We start from the raw sequence: 14831 nt of genomic DNA on the forward strand, positions 1-14831 counted from the left end.
TTATGAGATCACATGCAATATATTTACTAAGGTAAAGTGATCACAGCCAACAGCATACATTGGCTGCACCACGGGGTTTTATCGAGCATTTTTGTCAATGTAGCCAGAACATGAACTACGGTTTGGTATCGGCTGATGATAGCGGGCAACCAGCGTGATATCTTGACTACCCGGAAGTCGTGATAGCTTACATTTCACTGTACTTTTGCTTCCTGCAAGCTGGGATCGCGAGCAATGACTAACTGCTCCGTGAGGGCGCTTAATCCGGGTATTTAGCAGACGAGCGCCTTTCGGTAATACAATAATTGCGGTGACCTCTGTGGCACTGGAACGCCCACTAGAGATTGTTACTTCACAGAATTGAGTACCGTTATTACGTAGGTTTCTGCCAGCAGCTACTTCGGCTGAGGCGAGTAAAAAGTGGCTGGAATTCGCAACAGCAGTGCCAACGCCAGATAATAGAAATAGCGAGATGAGTAGTTGTTTTTTCATCGTGTCATCCTTATCACTTGAACCTGCGGGGGGACAGGTATAGATATAGCCATTAAGATCCATTTAATGGCTAATTAGTAGCCTAATTGATTATTTTTAAATCAATTAAGAGTTTAGACTACCATCTAAACACAAAGTTTTAAGGAGCGGGGTTTTAGTTTTTTATGGTTGGGTGTAGTTTTATTTATACATTATCTGAGGCATCAATCCGGCTGCTATCATCACTCCCCGTACTTGCATCAGACTCATCATTTTCTGGCTTGTCAGCTTTAGCAGCAAGTTCAGGATAGATTTCATCGAGGTTTTTAAGCTCAGATAAAGCCGGTAATTCATCCAAACTGCTTAGATTAAAGTAGTCTAGTAACTGCGGAGTGGTTCCAAACATCGCCGGACGTCCCGGCACTTCTTTATGACCCACCACACGTATCCATTCTCGCTCTTCCAGTGTTTTTATAATATTAGAACTAACGGCCACACCACGAATTTCTTCGATCTCAGCACGTGTTGTGGGCTGACGGTAAATAATCAGTGCCAAGATTTCCATTAAAGCACGTGAGTAACGCGGCGGCTTTTCATCCCAATGTTTCGACACCCAGTCGCGATACTCCGGACGTGTCTGATAGCGGTAACCACTGGCAACCTGACGTAATTCAAAACCACGGCCATCACAACGCCCTGCCATCTCAGCCAAAGCGTCACGAACGGCGTTTTTAGTCACCAACTCTTCCAGCGAGAAAAACTTCATCAAGCTGTTTAGCGTCATTGGCTTTTCTGCACTCATCAATATCGCTTCAAGAATGCGCACAATCTCATTCTGCTTCATCGTCTTCCTCACCTTCTTCTGCGGCCGTGACCGGCTTTACGTATATCGGCGCAAAGGGTTCTTCCTGCATTAAATCAATCACGCGGGATTTTAATAATTCCAGAACAGCTAAAAAGGTGACCACCACACCCAAACGTCCCTGAGCCTGCGATAACAACTCCTCAAACGGCATATAATGCCCTACTTTGAGCGAGCCCATGGATGATAAAACTTGCGTCATTCGGCCACGTACTGAAATAGTTTCACGCTTGATCCGGTGATGTGTTTTCTGATCAACCCGCTTGAGCACATCCCCCAATACTCTTAATAAATCATGCAACTCAATATCGGGCTGTGGTATTTCTTTTTTAACCGTGACAGGGGTGATTGTGATAGGTACGAGGTCGCGTTCACAGCGAGGCAAGTCAGCCACATCTTCCGCCGCTTTTTTGAAGCGTTCGTATTCTTGCAAACGTCGGACTAACTCGGAACGAGGATCTTCTTCGTCCTCAGCCGATTCACGCTGAGGCAATAGTAATCGGGATTTGATCTCAGCTAACAAAGCTGCCATCACCAGATATTCAGCGGCGAGATCCAGATTACTCAGGCGCATCACATCGACATATGCCATGTACTGCGAGGTAATTTCAGCAATTGGAATATCAAGAATATCGAGGTTTTGCCGGCGTATCAGGTATAGCAGCAGATCAAGCGGCCCCTCAAAGCTTTCCAGAATGACTTCCAACGCATCCGGCGGGATGTATAAATCCTCCGGAAAAGCGGTGACTTTTTCACCCTGCACAATCGCAAGCGGCAGTTCCTGCTGAACCGGAACTGCCGCTGCCTGATCTACCGTTGTGGTCATTGACTAGTGAGTCTTAGCGAGCAAAACGCATGGCTTCTACCACGTCGTCCAGAGTTTCACGCGCCACATCACGAGCCGCTTCACTGCCGTTGGCAATAATCTCGCGCACTAACTGACGATCCTGCTCAAACTCTTGTGCACGGTCACGCATCGGCTTCAACTCATTAATCACCGCTTCAATCACTGGTTGCTTGCAATCCAGACAACCAATGCCTGCGGATTTACAGCCCTGAACCACCCAGTCTTTGGTTGATTCATCAGAATACACTTCATGCAGCTGCCATACTGGACACTTCGCTGGATCACCCGGATCGGTCAAACGAACACGTGCCGGATCCGTTGGCATGGTACGGAGTTTCTGCTCTACTTCAGCAGGCTCTTCACGCAGCGCAATGGTATTGCCATAGGACTTAGACATCTTCTGCCCGTCCAGACCCGGCATTTTAGACGCAGGCGTCAAACGTGCCTGAGGCTCTGGCAAGATAATCTTACTGATACCTTCTAAATAACCAAACAGGCGTTCCTTATCGCCAACCGAAATATTCTGCTGTGACTCAAGCAGTGCCTGTGCCACATCTAACGCCTCGGCATCACCCTGCTCCTGATACGCTTTACGGTAATTGCGATAAGCCTTGGCGTTCTTCTTACCCATCTTAGCAATCGCTTCTTCTGCGCGCTGTTCAAAGTCAGGCTCACGTCCATAGATGTAGTTGAAGCGACGCGCCACTTCACGAGTCAGTTCAATATGAGAAACCTGATCCTCACCCACCGGCACGAAGTCTGCCTTATACATAAGAATGTCTGCAGCCTGTAGCAGCGGATACCCTAAGAAGCCATAAGTCGCCAAGTCCTTCTCACGCAATTTAGCCTGCTGATCTTTGTAAGTCGGCACACGCTCCAACCAACCCAGCGGGGTCATCATCGATAGCAGCAGATGCAACTCTGCATGCTCCGGTACCGCAGATTGCAGAAAGATAGTCGCTGAACTTGGACTAATACCGGCAGCCAACCAGTCAATCACCATATCCTCTACATGATCAGGTGTTTGGCTGGGGTCTTCATAGTGCGTGGTCAATGCGTGCCAATCTGCCACAAAGAAGAAACATTCATAGTTAAGCTGCATGTCCACCCAGTTTTTAATCACACCGTGGTAATGTCCAAGATGTAAACGGCCAGTAGGACGCATGCCAGAAACGACACGTTCATTTTGCGAAAGGTTGGTACTCAAGAATTTGTTCTCATGGTTGATTATTCAGATGATTTCGTACGATTATAAAGCAGAGATTAGTGCCGTACCAGCCAATCAATCTCACCTACACCTTCCCGCAGCACCTGCGGTTGGTCATCCGTCAGGTCAATCACAGTGGTTGGTAAGTGACCGCTGTAGCCACCATCAATAATCAGATCCACCTGATTCTCAAGCTGTAAGCGTATTTGATGGGGATCGGTCATTGGGAATTCTTCATCAGGCAAAATTAAAGTGCTCGACATAATCGGCCCGTTTAACTCCTGCAATAGCGCCTGAGTAATCTGATTTTCCGGAATACGCAGCCCGATGGTTTTACGTTTAGGATTTTGCAGGCGACGCGGGACTTCGCTGGTGGCGGGCAATATGAAGGTGTATGGACCGGGAGTTTGTGACTTTAGTAAACGATAATTCATATTATCGACTTTGGAATACTGCGCTATTTCCGACAGATCACGACACACCAACGTAAAGTTATGATGCTTGTCTAATTTACGTATTCGACGGATACGTTCAGCAGCATTTTTGTTGTCTAGCTGGCATCCAATAGCGTAACTAGAATCGGTTGGATATACTACCACTCCACCTCTGTGTATAATTTCTACAGCCTTCATAATTAAACGACGCTGTGGATTGTCAGGGTGTATATGAAAATACTCGCTCATTGCACTGCCAAGGGCGGAAAAATCGGTTATTCTACACTATGAATTTTTAGGATAGTACGACTGATATAGGCGATATGAGTAAAAAACGGCATTCAACAGCCGACCGGCACTGTAATTAGTAGAAATTAAATACAATCACTGGCAATTTTTCCGAAATATTCAGCCCCCATCTATAAAATATTGGAGATCATCTATGCTTTATGCGGTTATTTCACAGGACGTTGATGACAGTTTAGAAAAAAGAATGTCAGCACGCCCCGCGCACCTGGACCGTTTGAATGCGTTAAAGGATGCCGGACGCTTAGTACTGGCAGGGCCACATCCGGCGATTGATAGTGACGACCCGGGAACAGCAGGCTTCACAGGAAGCCTGGTCGTTGCGGAGTTTGATTCACTGCAAGACGCACAAGAATGGGCAAATGCTGATCCATATATGGCAGCAGGCGTATATGACAGTGTGACCGTAAAACCTTTTAAAAAAGTATTACCTTAAATTAGGACGACATAAAGCATGATAATCAGAAAAACGTTACTTGTTGCGGGAATCAGTTTAAGCCTAGGCCTTTCACAGGCTGTTTTGGCTGACTCACACGCCGAAGCGGCACCAAAGGCAACAGAATCAGTGGTTGCAGTAGTCAATGGCAAAGAAATTACACAAGATTCATTGAACAAGTACCTTAGTGTGGTTCAGCGCTCCGCTGATCCTAAAAAGAGTGACCCACGTGCAGCACTAGACGATTTAGTAGCAACTGAGTTAGCCCTTCAGGAAGCAGCTAAGACAGACATCCTGTCACGCGAAGACGTTAAGCAGCGTATCGAAGACTTTACGCGTAACGTACTACTGACAACCTGGACTAAAGAAAAAGTTGAAGGTTTTGAAGTCACCGATGAAGACCTTCAGAAAACGTATGATGAGCGTGTTAAAAAAGACGCGGATGATGAGTTTAAAGCTCGCCACATCCTGCTAAAAACTGAAGAAGAAGCGAATGCAGTCATCAAAGAAGTTGCCGATGGCGGTAAGTTTGAAGACGTTGCAAAAGCAAAATCAACAGGCCCTTCTGCGTCAAATGGTGGTGATTTGGGTTGGTTTAAGTCCAGCACAATGGTGAAGCCATTTGCAGATGCGGTTAAGGAAATGGAAAAAGGTGGCGTGTCTAAAGCACCTGTCAAGACTCAATTCGGTTGGCATGTCATCAAACTGGAAGATACTCGTCCGGCTAAACTCCCAGCATTAGATACTATGAAGCCACAGCTTAAGCGTATGATGGCTCAGCAAATGATGATGGACTTCATGGAAAAGATGAAAGAGTCTGCCGACATCAAAATTATGCTTGCGGATGAAAAAGCTCCAGCAGAAAAAGCTGAAGCCACAGCCGCACCAGAAAAAGCGGAATAAAAGCCTATGAAATCAGCATGGAAAGCTTTTCTAATCGACCACGGAGCCGAGTTTAACGACGCTGAACTGGTCTCTTTTGGTAACGCCAACCGTGAACGACGTATTGCACCTCAGGGTGCAGTGCTGTCGAACTTGTCCGACCGTGGCTTGTTGGAAGTCACCGGTGATGACGCGGTCACCTTCCTGCAAAACCAACTCACGAATGACATCACTAAGATTGATGCGACGACTCATCAACTGACGGCGTGGTGTAACCCTAAAGGGCGCGTGATTGTTAACTTTCGTGCCTTTAAGCGTGATGGCAAAATCTATCTGATTCTGTCAAAAGATTTAGTGGAAACGGTAATCACTAAGCTCAGCCGTTACATCATGATGTCGAAAGTCAGCATCACGGATGCAACCGACACGCTGGTGCACTTTGGTTATGCCGGTGAACATGCTGAACGGGATCTGGGCTTAATTCTGGACAAAGTACCTACCGCAGAAAGAGAAACGCTGAATATTGGCAATCTCACCATTCTGCGTCTGCCCGGGAATACACCACGCTTTGAAGTGTTTGGTGACTTGGCAGAAGCGTCTGACCTCTGGTCTAAGTGCAACGTTCGCGCCGCACCGGTCAGCAGTCAGGCATGGGACTTTATGAATATCCGTGCGGGACGTCCGGTCGTGACACTGGCGAGTAGCGAGGCGTGGATTCCACAAATGCTCAATATGACGCACATCGACGGCGTCGACTTCAAGAAAGGCTGCTACCCCGGCCAGGAAGTTGTAGCACGCTTAAACTACCTTGGTAAAACCAAGCGCCGCATGTATCTGATGGAAATTCAAACTGACCAAGTACCAGAAACCAACGCCAGCATTGTGAATGCTGAAGGCACTGAAGTGGGTCAAATTCTGAATGCGGTGATCAACCCGGATGACGTGGTGGAGTGTCTGGCTATTATGAAAATAGCAGCGACGCAGGCAGATATGTTCCTGGAGTCTGCTGACGGTCCTACTGCACGTTTACTTGAGCTACCCTATCCTGTTGATGACGAAGCCTAACGTATTACTGCTCCACGGGGTATTAATGAACTCCGTGGAGATGTTTTATCTGCAACGTCAGCTAGCGTTGTCCGGCTTCACGGTTCACAACTTTTTCTACCCCTCTGTCCGTCGCAATGTCGCGGATAACACCCGAACACTCTGCGAGAAAATTCACAAGCTTAATCTCGATCAGCTACATATCGTCGCCCACAGCATGGGGGGCATCATGACGATGCACCTACTGGAACATTGTGCGGATTTTCCAAAAGGGCGCGTGGTGATGCTAGGAACCCCACTGAATGGAAGTTATACCGCCCACAAAGTCAGTGGATGGCCAGTAGTCAATCAGCTACTTGTAAAAAGCATGCCGTCTGGTCTTGATGGCAGCTACCAATTACCAGAAAGCACTGACCGCGAGATAGGCATGATCGCTGGCAGCAATGACTCCATGGGTTTCGGTGTGTTGTTTGGTGGTATGCCTGAAAAAAGCGACGGTACGGTCTTACTCAGTGAAACCGAGCATTCCCTGCTAAAAGAACACATCGTCATCAACACCACACACACCGGGATGATATTCTCACAAAAAGCTGCCGCGCTAGTGACCCGTTTTTTGAAAACCGGCACTTTCGCCGTGGCCTGAACATCCTGGCAATCAACGAACCCAACTCCTCATGAAAGCATACTACTGCGATACCTTTAATCTGCCCTTACCGGAGAAGCATCGCTTTCCCATGATCAAATATCGCAGACTCAGAGAAAGGATCGAAGCCTTTAACCAAAGCTCAGCGAGCAGTAAAAAAGCAATTGAATTAGTATTACCACCTGCGGCAAGCGATGCTGAACTAATGCTGGCACATGATGAGGAGTATGTCAGAAAAGCGACGCAAGGCATGCTCAATGACAAAGAAGTCCGCGCAATTGGCTTTCCGTGGACAGAAGCATTAATAGAGCGTTCCCGACGCTCATCCGGTGCGACCATGCAAGCTGCCGTCACAGCCATCAGTGACGGCATATCGGTAAATCTTGCTGGTGGAACCCATCATGCATGTTACGCAGAAGCTCAGGGGTTTTGTGTGTTTAATGACAGCGCAATTACTGCTCGTTATTTGCAACAACAAGGCCTGGCCAAACATCCCCTAATCATCGATTTAGATGTTCACCAAGGAAACGGAACCGCAAATATTCTACAGCATGATCAGAGCATTTTTACCTTGTCCGTACATGGCGCTAAGAACTTCCCGACTCGCAAAGAGCAAAGTGATCTCGATGTGCCGCTGGACAATGACTGCAATGATGCTGATTATCTGGAGGCCCTAGACAATGCTTTGTCGCAGGTCGGCGAACGCTTTGACCCGGATTTTGTTATTTATGTGGCGGGGGCTGACCCTTATGAAAATGACCGTTTGGGCAAGTTATCGTTGACTAAACAAGGTCTGAAGCAACGTGATGAGCGGGTATTTGAGTTTTGTAAGGCTCGTAACATTCCCGCGAGTGTAAGCATGGCTGGCGGCTATGCCAATGATGTTGAGGATATTGTAGATATCCACTTACAAACCGTCATGATGGCTTATGAACACCACGGGAGTCAGTAAACGTCTGTTGAGTTAGCAACAATTGACCTGTCAGGATTGACAGTATGTTTAGCTAGAGCTCGGTTCCCACAATCAGGTGCTACTGGAGAGCTAAATCACCCCAAGTAACACCATCAAAAATCACTTATACCGCTACAAAGTCAGCTTCAACCAAAGGTGATGTGTCGGCTGCGTAATCCACGCCCTCTACACCAAAGCCAAACAGACGTAAGAACTCAGTTTGATACAGTGCGAAGTCGGTTAACTCATGCAGATTCTCAGAGGTAACCTGTGGCCAGATTGCTTCAACCTCAGCCTGAATCGCAGGATCTAGTTCTAAATCATCAACACGCAAACGCATCGCATCGTCTAAGCGAGGTGTATCTGTGTAAAGACACTCTTTGTACAAGCGATCCAACTGCTCGATACAGCCTTCGTGTGTTCCTGCTTTTTGCATAACCTTAAACAGAATCGCAAGATATAGCGGCATTACCGGAATAGCTGAACTCGCCTGAGTAACAACCGCCTTCAATACACCAACCGATGCATTGCCTTTTAAACCAGCTAGCGATTCGCGAAGCTCTGCTGCTGCACGGTCTAAATCTTCTTTAGCCTTACCAATAGTTGCATGACCATAGATAGGCCATGTCAGCTTTTCGCCAAGATATGTGTAAGCAACCGTCTTTACGCCTTCTGCAAGTACATCAGCTTCTGCTAGTGCGCTCATCCAACGTTCCCAGTCTTCACCGCCCATCACTTTCACGGTATTCGCGATTTCTTCATCATTGGCTGGTTCAACGGTAATTTCGCTGACTTGTTGCGTATCCGTATTGAGGTTTTTAGCAGTGTAGCTATTTCCAATAGGCTTCAACGTCGATGAAAACACTTCGCCAGTCGCCGGGTCTTTACGACGCGGAGAGGCCAGACTATAAATCACCAGATCCACCTTGCCGCCCATGTCAGACTTGATCATTTCAATGACTTTGTCTTTACACTCATCAGAAAATGCATCGCCGTTAATGCTTTTAGAGTACAAACCAGCTTCAGTAGCCGCCTTGTCAAATGCCGCTGCATTATAAAAACCAGCAGAACCTGTTTTGCGCTCTGTGGCAGGCTTTTCAAAAAACACACCAAGTGTATTTGCACCGTAACCAAAAGCAGCCGTAATCCGTGAAGCCAAGCCATAGCCGGTCGATGAGCCCACGACTAATACATTCTTCGGACCGTCTTTATAACCAGAATGTGTTTTGATGTAATCGATTTGCGCCTGCACATTAGCGGCACAACCTTCCGGGTGAGCATTGATGCAGATGAATCCGCGGACTTTAGGTGCGATGATCATTTAAAGAAGCCTTTCTGTATAGATAAGAGCGAAAGCGTGCAATAAAAAGCCCTCAAATGCAATACTCCGACTTAAGCCACTTACTTACTAAGCTATAAAAGACATGGATGAGTGCCCACAGCACATCACATAGAAATCATTTGCCGCAACATACGTGACTTCAGAAAAGGCAATTTCCCCAATGCCATCAGCGCGACATTCAGGGTCGATTGGACAACAGGGTTTGCTGATGTCAGAACTTTTCGGGCACGCTCCGTCTCACGCATCACGCGTTTGCCATGCTCATGACGTTGATGACTGTAAAGCGCCGGTTCGTCATTGAGTACCGCATGAGCTGCAGCCACAGCGTCTGCAATCCCCAGATTCATGCCGCGACCACCGACCGGAGAATGACAATGCGCGGCATCCCCCGCCAATAACACCCGACCGACATGATAGCTTTCTGCCTGTCTGACAGATATCACAAAACTGCCAGCACGACGCACTTTGCTAATATCGATCCTTTCGCGGGTAGTTGCTGGAAGGCTTTCAATGGCATCAGGTGTCGCAGAAACAATTCTTAGTCGTTTCACCCCAATTGGCACAATAATGGTGGGGCGACCATTGTTCTGAAGATGTATCGAAAACAAATCGGCATCATAATCACCCGTGTAATCCACATCGGCTATAGACCATTTTTCTGGTAAATCGTAACCCACATAGGGAATATTCAACTGCTGACGCACGACTGACTTCACTCCATCTGCAGCAATTACCCAGTCATAGTTTTGTTGGGTCTCATCCGCAATTGTCACCGTCGCCTGATGCCCATCCGTTTTCAGCCCTTCTACCCTACTATTGTATTTCACCTGCACACCCATTCGCTGTAAGGCATCAGACATCAACTGTTCGGTGCGGTCCTGAGGCAATGCTCTGATACGCTCTGCTGGCTCCGTAATATCAGAGAAATCCAAATTCGCCAGACAACGGCTCCCTCGATGAAATCTAACCCGCTGCAGTGGCAAAGCCTCACCCAGAACTGCTTGCCCGACACCACTGGCTGCCAGCGCCTGAATGCTAGCGGGCATGATACCAACGGCGCGTGAGAGACTAGATGGCGCTGGTTTTTTATCAACAATATCAGGCTGTAAGCCTTGTCTAGCTAACTCCAGTGCCGCAGTTAAACCCGTCGGGCCCTAGCCGATAATGAGTACCTTCTTTGGAAAATCAGACATCGTAAACACCACCAGCGTTGTATCAAAAACTCAAGCTTATTCACTAAAGCATAACACTTTACAAATCCGCTGCAGTCTCCTTAGTACCCGCAGGGCAGTTTCCATCCAGTCCCGGCCGGTCAACTTCGATAGTCGCTACCCGCACCTTGTCATTCACTTTTTCCCAACAAAGTCTTGCGTACTCATAGGCAAACACGGTGCCATTGGAAAGTGTTGCTACAGAATCACCAGACACTTCTGACTTCAGATTAAACACCGGATTACCCGTCGCTGGATTCGTGATATTTAGCGACAAACGACCTAATGCTCCGAATTTCTTACTGGATTCCCGATCAAATACTGTGGCGATACTGGTGATAATTCTGGGGTCTTCGTAACGTTTGAGCAGCGCGAGGTTTTTCTTATTAGCATCGGAGTTTAACTCCGCCACAAAGTCGTTCACATCAAACAAGGTAAACACGGAGTACTTACCCGTTACATTGGATTGAACAGCGGCAGTCGCGCTATTGCTGTCATTGGAGAGATTAATACCGGCACTGGCTGCAGACTCAAATGCCAGACGCCCCGTTTCCTTATTAAAGACTCGGGTGACCTGACGCGCGCGGATTTCCTTACTTAGCACTGGCAGAAACTTCGGATCGAAAGTATCCACCCAGCCCTCTCTACGCACACCAGCATATAAAATTGCAGCATTGGTAGACCCCTTTTTGCGGAACTCGATGCCACCTATATCAATAAAATTATCGCTTTCTTCTACATCTGGTCTGACGCCACCGCATGCGCTGAGTAGCGACGCGACTATAACGCTCGATACGAACCCTACTTTCTTATTCATTATCAATTCCCAATCACGAATTTTATTCATTATCTCAGTAGATGGAGTTTAATGCGAACGCATGAGACTGAGCGGTTAGCAACATGAAAAGACCAATATTCATTAGTGTTTACACTCTCCTCTCTTCCTTGAAAGAAAATAGTCACTAGCACTGCCGATTATATGCAAAAACTAAATACTGACTCCATAATTAAAGCATTTATTAAAAATAAATGATGTAATAAAGTAAGCCTCAAATCAGGCAGAACAATGGCCTGACAACCTATATGGAGACTACACAATGAACACCACAACAACGGTTAACAACACTTCATTGAATCAATTAGAGCGTGCACGTGCATTGACCTTACCGTCACGTGACGAAATGCTAGTACGTGCTCCGTCAGTTCAACAGTTCTGGAACGAGAACAGAGAGCTACTTAGCAAGGCATGGGCAGAGTGGGAAAACAGCAATAAAGACCACCTCCTCACACCAGATGAGTCGCTGCTTGATGAAAAGCTGCGTCATGCAGTCACACAAGCATGGGAAGACCCTAGCAAAGAATCTGCGGTTAGCGATCTGATACAGGAAGTATCACCGGACGTATTTCAGTTCCAGTTATTCGATCCTGAACATCTGTCAGAATTTCGCGATTATTTAGACGAAATCGCAGATGCACAAATTCCGATGCGACCACCTTACGGTATTGCGCTCAATCGTGGTGGCGCAATGCTCGACCCTCGCTCTGAGGGATATCTCGCTGCACCGGGCTTTCAGGCGTTTTGTCGTGAGTTAATTGATAAGTATATGCGGCCAATTGCTCGTCTGCTGTTCCCTGAAATCATGGGATACGATACGCAGATCTTTGGCTTTTCGATTCAGTACCAAGCGGGCGTTGATACATCCCTTCGACTTCATACCGATGCGTCTGCAGCCACTCTGAATATCAACCTGAATAGGCTCGGTGAGGCATTTACCGGCTCTGAGGTCGACTTTCATGACCCTGTGAACGGAGGTATGAACAGGCTTACATTCAAGCCTGGCGTTGCGATGATCCACCGTGGCCATGTGGCACATGCCGCCCAGCCTATTACCAGTGGCGAGCGTTCAAATATTGTCCTTTGGTTGCTGGGTGATCGTGGGCAAATACCGCATGGCACTCATCGTGAAGTGATTGATGCGGATCAGCGCTGGACAATACCAACGGCTCCGTATGACCATTATGCGCCGTTTTAAGGGCATCTATTGCTGCTCGCGTATTGCGTGAGCAGCTTGATAGTACCAACAACCATGTGTATTATATTGTGTAAACATATGTGTAACACGAGGTGTAAAAATGGCTACTAATCTTGCTATAGATGTAAACCTTCTGGATGAAGCTCTACATATAAGTGGATTAAAGACTAAAAAAGAGACAGTAAATCAAGCACTTAAAGAATTTATCCAGCGACGAAAACAGCGAGAGATCATCGCATTATTTGGCAAGCTTCCCCAAGACAATGATTATGACTATAAACAGGGTCGCAAATGAGCGGCGTGCTTGTCGATAGTTGTATTTGGTCTCTGGCACTTCGCGGAGATACCCCGAAAAATATCGATATTGCAGAGCAACTCAGTCAGTTGATAGACGAGAACACGGTAAGAATAATCGGAGCGATTCGACAAGAAGTATTGTCCGGTTACAGTAACAAAAATAGTTTCGAGAACCTGAGAAAAAAATTGAGCTACTTTCCTAATGAGGAAATTATTGACTCCGACTATGAAGCCGCTGCTGAGTACTCCAACTTTTGTCGGACAAAAGGAATACAGGGCTCACACATTGACTATTTAATCTGTGCTGTTGCAGTTCGGACAAAATTAAACATTTATACTGTTGATAAAGACTTTTTGTTTTATTCCAAGCACTTGCCGATTTCTCTTTTTGTATAACTCTGTAATGACATATTCGTAGCAACTCCGAATAAAGCCTCAATAAGCGGTGTACACTCGCTTAGTTTTCAATATGTTTTTTAAGCCCTCACGTCCAAATAACCGGAGATTACGGAAGAGTGACTTTTGTGTGAGAGTGAAGCGACACACAAAAGACGCACTGGAGTAAATTTCCGCGTTAATTTGCCTTGTTAGGCCTGTTTTTTCTCATCGCTTTTATACCATCAGCTATTTCAGCAAGACTAGGATTACCCAACCACTGTTGGCGTTCTTTTGTATAATCTCCCCAGCCAAGGTCACTTTGCTGAAGAAAGCGCACCATACCCACCGCACCTAAATTTTGAGTGAGCAATTCAATGCCAGTACGACGTATTTCGTTTAATGTCATTGCTTTTGCGTTCATGTCATTACCTCCTGTAACCAAGCTAAGGGATTGGCAGCCATAATTTTTATTTCTTCTGGGTAGCGTTTAGCTCGCTTGAGTAATTTATCATCTGTACTGAGAAAAACATCTGCATTGACAGATGAAGCAAACGCTAAATGCAAAGCATCGTAACTAGTAAAGCGAAGTGTCTGAATTGCTTCTGCATGTTGTAAGATGGTATCGGTCAGGTCTATGCTATCAGTTGCGCGAGACTCTAACGACCAAAGACGCTCTTGACGCTCCTCATTGGGTGTATTGCTGATTTCGTACGCAACAGCGTCACTACTTATCCATTGCCATGAACTTTCTTCAACACGACGGATAATCGCAAGAACGGCCTCAGCTTCGAGATGTATTCGATCGTGTGTTTGATCATCAAATGGTCTGTTAAGGCAACAAACATCAAAATAAATTTTCATGCCTCCATTCTAGCATGAAATTATGAAGTTGAAATGCTGTGAAAACAGCCTACTATTTCCACAGCATACGTGCCTTACATTATTTCTTATTGCTCTGATTTGGATTCATTTGCTTGCCACGATTTCCTTGATTCTGAGCGTGTTGTTTATTTTGACCTGATGTACCTTTATTCGCGTTTTGTTGATTCGCACTATTGTCGCTGGGTTTCATTGGCTTCTTTGCCATAATTTCATCCTCACGCTCTATTGTAAATACTGCTAAATATCGAGCGTATTTAATACCTAACGTTAAAGCATTTTATACCGAGTGCAGCCGCACTGGGTATAAAATGCTTCTCTGTACACGACAATTTAGGAATCCACGATTGAAAAGCCATAGCCATTCGTTGATTCAGTAGGCTCCAACCAGTCAGGTGGGCACAGAAACAACACTAACAAACGACTAGCCTCCAGTGCATCCAACGCACCTGTCATCAACTGATCAGTCAAGTGATCCAGACCATAGCGAAACAGGTTTTTCTCAAGTCTGCCATGGTTTTTAACACGTAACGGCTTAATCATTTTGTGCTTCCATTCACCTGTTTTATGCGCCCAACAAAACCCAATCACCAGTAAAGCCACCATC

General features: G+C 46.4%; 18 protein-coding genes and 2 pseudogenes. 8 read left to right on the forward strand and 12 right to left on the reverse strand.

The annotated features are described in order from the left end of the window. Positions 1-78: 78 nt before the first annotated feature. The 5 genes from DKW60_RS15800 to DKW60_RS15820 all read right to left on the reverse strand — a co-directional run bounded on the left by DKW60_RS15800 (position 79) and on the right by DKW60_RS15820 (position 4070). On the reverse strand, positions 79-492 hold the full coding sequence (locus DKW60_RS15800) for a hypothetical protein (protein ID WP_109838631.1): 414 nt from the start codon (positions 490-492) through the stop codon (positions 79-81). Positions 493-676: 184 nt separating this feature from the next. Then, entirely contained in the window at positions 677-1315 is a 639-nt protein-coding gene (gene scpB / locus DKW60_RS15805; protein WP_109838632.1) for an SMC-Scp complex subunit ScpB, read from the reverse strand. Continuing rightward, positions 1302-2159 carry a segregation and condensation protein A gene (locus DKW60_RS15810; RefSeq protein ID WP_109838633.1) on the reverse strand — a complete coding sequence of 286 codons (858 nt, stop codon included), beginning with the start codon at positions 2157-2159 and terminating at the stop codon, positions 1302-1304. Before DKW60_RS15810 ends, scpB begins: the two co-directional genes overlap by 14 nt. 13 nt (positions 2160-2172) lie before the next feature. Further along, positions 2173-3387, reverse strand: a complete 1215-nt coding sequence (locus DKW60_RS15815; protein WP_109838634.1) for a tryptophan--tRNA ligase — start codon at positions 3385-3387, stop codon at positions 2173-2175. Between the two features lie 56 nt (positions 3388-3443). Further along, positions 3444-4070 carry an L-threonylcarbamoyladenylate synthase gene (locus DKW60_RS15820; RefSeq protein ID WP_109838635.1) on the reverse strand — a complete coding sequence of 209 codons (627 nt, stop codon included), beginning with the start codon at positions 4068-4070 and terminating at the stop codon, positions 3444-3446. A 193-nt stretch (positions 4071-4263) separates the two neighbouring features. Between DKW60_RS15820 and DKW60_RS15825 the strand changes: the two genes are divergently transcribed. Genes DKW60_RS15825 through DKW60_RS15845 form a run of 5 tightly spaced genes read left to right on the forward strand, consistent with a single transcriptional unit; the run spans position 4264 to position 8084 of the window. Continuing rightward, on the forward strand, positions 4264-4563 hold the full coding sequence (locus tag DKW60_RS15825) for a YciI family protein (RefSeq protein ID WP_109838636.1): 300 nt from the start codon (positions 4264-4266) through the stop codon (positions 4561-4563). A gap of 18 nt (positions 4564-4581) precedes the next feature. Continuing rightward, positions 4582-5466 carry a peptidylprolyl isomerase gene (locus DKW60_RS15830; RefSeq protein WP_109838637.1) on the forward strand — a complete coding sequence of 295 codons (885 nt, stop codon included), beginning with the start codon at positions 4582-4584 and terminating at the stop codon, positions 5464-5466. 6 nt (positions 5467-5472) lie between these two features. Next, positions 5473-6510 carry a CAF17-like 4Fe-4S cluster assembly/insertion protein YgfZ gene (gene ygfZ, locus DKW60_RS15835; RefSeq protein ID WP_109838638.1) on the forward strand — a complete coding sequence of 346 codons (1038 nt, stop codon included), beginning with the start codon at positions 5473-5475 and terminating at the stop codon, positions 6508-6510. 25 nt (positions 6511-6535) lie between these two features. Next, entirely contained in the window at positions 6536-7132 is a 597-nt protein-coding gene (locus tag DKW60_RS15840) for a lipase family protein (protein WP_109838639.1), read from the forward strand. Between the two features lie 31 nt (positions 7133-7163). Further along, positions 7164-8084, forward strand: a complete 921-nt coding sequence (locus DKW60_RS15845) for a histone deacetylase family protein (protein WP_109838640.1) — start codon at positions 7164-7166, stop codon at positions 8082-8084. A 124-nt stretch (positions 8085-8208) separates the two neighbouring features. On the opposite strand, the gene fabV is transcribed toward DKW60_RS15845, so the two are convergent. From fabV to DKW60_RS15860, 3 genes and pseudogenes are all read right to left on the reverse strand, one after another. Continuing rightward, positions 8209-9405, reverse strand: a complete 1197-nt coding sequence (gene fabV, locus DKW60_RS15850; protein WP_109838641.1) for an enoyl-ACP reductase FabV — start codon at positions 9403-9405, stop codon at positions 8209-8211. Between the two features lie 125 nt (positions 9406-9530). Continuing rightward, positions 9531-10568: pseudogene (locus DKW60_RS15855) on the reverse strand (FAD-dependent oxidoreductase); the annotation flags it as partial. A 109-nt stretch (positions 10569-10677) separates the two neighbouring features. Next, positions 10678-11454, reverse strand: a complete 777-nt coding sequence (locus DKW60_RS15860) for a hypothetical protein (protein ID WP_146203499.1) — start codon at positions 11452-11454, stop codon at positions 10678-10680. A gap of 280 nt (positions 11455-11734) precedes the next feature. On the opposite strand from DKW60_RS15860, the gene DKW60_RS15865 reads away from it, so the two are divergent. The 3 genes from DKW60_RS15865 to vapC all read left to right on the forward strand — a co-directional run bounded on the left by DKW60_RS15865 (position 11735) and on the right by vapC (position 13363). Beyond that, positions 11735-12670, forward strand: coding sequence for a 2OG-Fe(II) oxygenase family protein (locus tag DKW60_RS15865; RefSeq protein ID WP_109838644.1), 936 nt, complete (start codon positions 11735-11737; stop codon positions 12668-12670). Between the two features lie 100 nt (positions 12671-12770). Beyond that, positions 12771-12965, forward strand: coding sequence for a type II toxin-antitoxin system VapB family antitoxin (locus tag DKW60_RS15870; protein WP_109838645.1), 195 nt, complete (start codon positions 12771-12773; stop codon positions 12963-12965). Continuing rightward, positions 12962-13363, forward strand: a complete 402-nt coding sequence (gene vapC / locus DKW60_RS15875; protein WP_109838646.1) for a type II toxin-antitoxin system VapC family toxin — start codon at positions 12962-12964, stop codon at positions 13361-13363. Before DKW60_RS15870 ends, vapC begins: the two co-directional genes overlap by 4 nt. Positions 13364-13541: 178 nt before the next feature. Here vapC and DKW60_RS15880 read toward each other — a convergent pair whose 3' ends face one another. The 4 genes and pseudogenes from DKW60_RS15880 to DKW60_RS15890 form a co-directional block, all read right to left on the reverse strand. Then, the gene (locus DKW60_RS15880) at positions 13542-13766 is read right to left on the reverse strand and encodes a hypothetical protein (RefSeq protein ID WP_109838647.1); all 225 of its coding nucleotides are present in this window, start codon (positions 13764-13766) and stop codon (positions 13542-13544) included. After that, positions 13763-14206, reverse strand: a complete 444-nt coding sequence (locus tag DKW60_RS15885; RefSeq protein WP_109838648.1) for a PIN domain-containing protein — start codon at positions 14204-14206, stop codon at positions 13763-13765. Before DKW60_RS15885 ends, DKW60_RS15880 begins: the two co-directional genes overlap by 4 nt. A gap of 79 nt (positions 14207-14285) precedes the next feature. Continuing rightward, on the reverse strand, positions 14286-14432 hold the full coding sequence (locus DKW60_RS23745) for a hypothetical protein (RefSeq protein ID WP_181389738.1): 147 nt from the start codon (positions 14430-14432) through the stop codon (positions 14286-14288). Positions 14433-14557: 125 nt separating this feature from the next. Then, positions 14558-14831, reverse strand: a pseudogene (locus DKW60_RS15890) (hypothetical protein); the annotation flags it as partial.

The organism is Leucothrix pacifica, from assembly GCF_003172875.1.
Classification (GTDB): Bacteria; Pseudomonadota; Gammaproteobacteria; order Thiotrichales; family Thiotrichaceae; genus Leucothrix; species Leucothrix pacifica.

What these genes read in the sequence shown, in the direction of transcription:
- DKW60_RS15800 (WP_109838631.1), bottom strand. Translation starts at nt 492, where the DNA reads ATGAAAAAACAACTACTCATCTCGCTATTTCTATTATCTGGCGTTGGC.
- scpB (WP_109838632.1), bottom strand. Translation starts at nt 1,315, where the DNA reads ATGAAGCAGAATGAGATTGTGCGCATTCTTGAAGCGATATTGATGAGT.
- DKW60_RS15810 (WP_109838633.1), bottom strand. Translation starts at nt 2,159, where the DNA reads ATGACCACAACGGTAGATCAGGCAGCGGCAGTTCCGGTTCAGCAGGAA.
- DKW60_RS15820 (WP_109838635.1), bottom strand. Translation starts at nt 4,070, where the DNA reads ATGAGCGAGTATTTTCATATACACCCTGACAATCCACAGCGTCGTTTA.
- DKW60_RS15825 (WP_109838636.1), top strand. Translation starts at nt 4,264, where the DNA reads ATGCTTTATGCGGTTATTTCACAGGACGTTGATGACAGTTTAGAAAAA.
- DKW60_RS15830 (WP_109838637.1), top strand. Translation starts at nt 4,582, where the DNA reads ATGATAATCAGAAAAACGTTACTTGTTGCGGGAATCAGTTTAAGCCTA.
- ygfZ (WP_109838638.1), top strand. Translation starts at nt 5,473, where the DNA reads ATGAAATCAGCATGGAAAGCTTTTCTAATCGACCACGGAGCCGAGTTT.
- DKW60_RS15840 (WP_109838639.1), top strand. Translation starts at nt 6,536, where the DNA reads ATGAACTCCGTGGAGATGTTTTATCTGCAACGTCAGCTAGCGTTGTCC.
- DKW60_RS15845 (WP_109838640.1), top strand. Translation starts at nt 7,164, where the DNA reads ATGAAAGCATACTACTGCGATACCTTTAATCTGCCCTTACCGGAGAAG.
- fabV (WP_109838641.1), bottom strand. Translation starts at nt 9,405, where the DNA reads ATGATCATCGCACCTAAAGTCCGCGGATTCATCTGCATCAATGCTCAC.
- DKW60_RS15860 (WP_146203499.1), bottom strand. Translation starts at nt 11,454, where the DNA reads ATGAATAAGAAAGTAGGGTTCGTATCGAGCGTTATAGTCGCGTCGCTA.
- DKW60_RS15865 (WP_109838644.1), top strand. Translation starts at nt 11,735, where the DNA reads ATGAACACCACAACAACGGTTAACAACACTTCATTGAATCAATTAGAG.
- DKW60_RS15870 (WP_109838645.1), top strand. Translation starts at nt 12,771, where the DNA reads ATGGCTACTAATCTTGCTATAGATGTAAACCTTCTGGATGAAGCTCTA.
- vapC (WP_109838646.1), top strand. Translation starts at nt 12,962, where the DNA reads ATGAGCGGCGTGCTTGTCGATAGTTGTATTTGGTCTCTGGCACTTCGC.
- DKW60_RS15880 (WP_109838647.1), bottom strand. Translation starts at nt 13,766, where the DNA reads ATGAACGCAAAAGCAATGACATTAAACGAAATACGTCGTACTGGCATT.
- DKW60_RS15885 (WP_109838648.1), bottom strand. Translation starts at nt 14,206, where the DNA reads ATGAAAATTTATTTTGATGTTTGTTGCCTTAACAGACCATTTGATGAT.
- DKW60_RS23745 (WP_181389738.1), bottom strand. Translation starts at nt 14,432, where the DNA reads ATGGCAAAGAAGCCAATGAAACCCAGCGACAATAGTGCGAATCAACAA.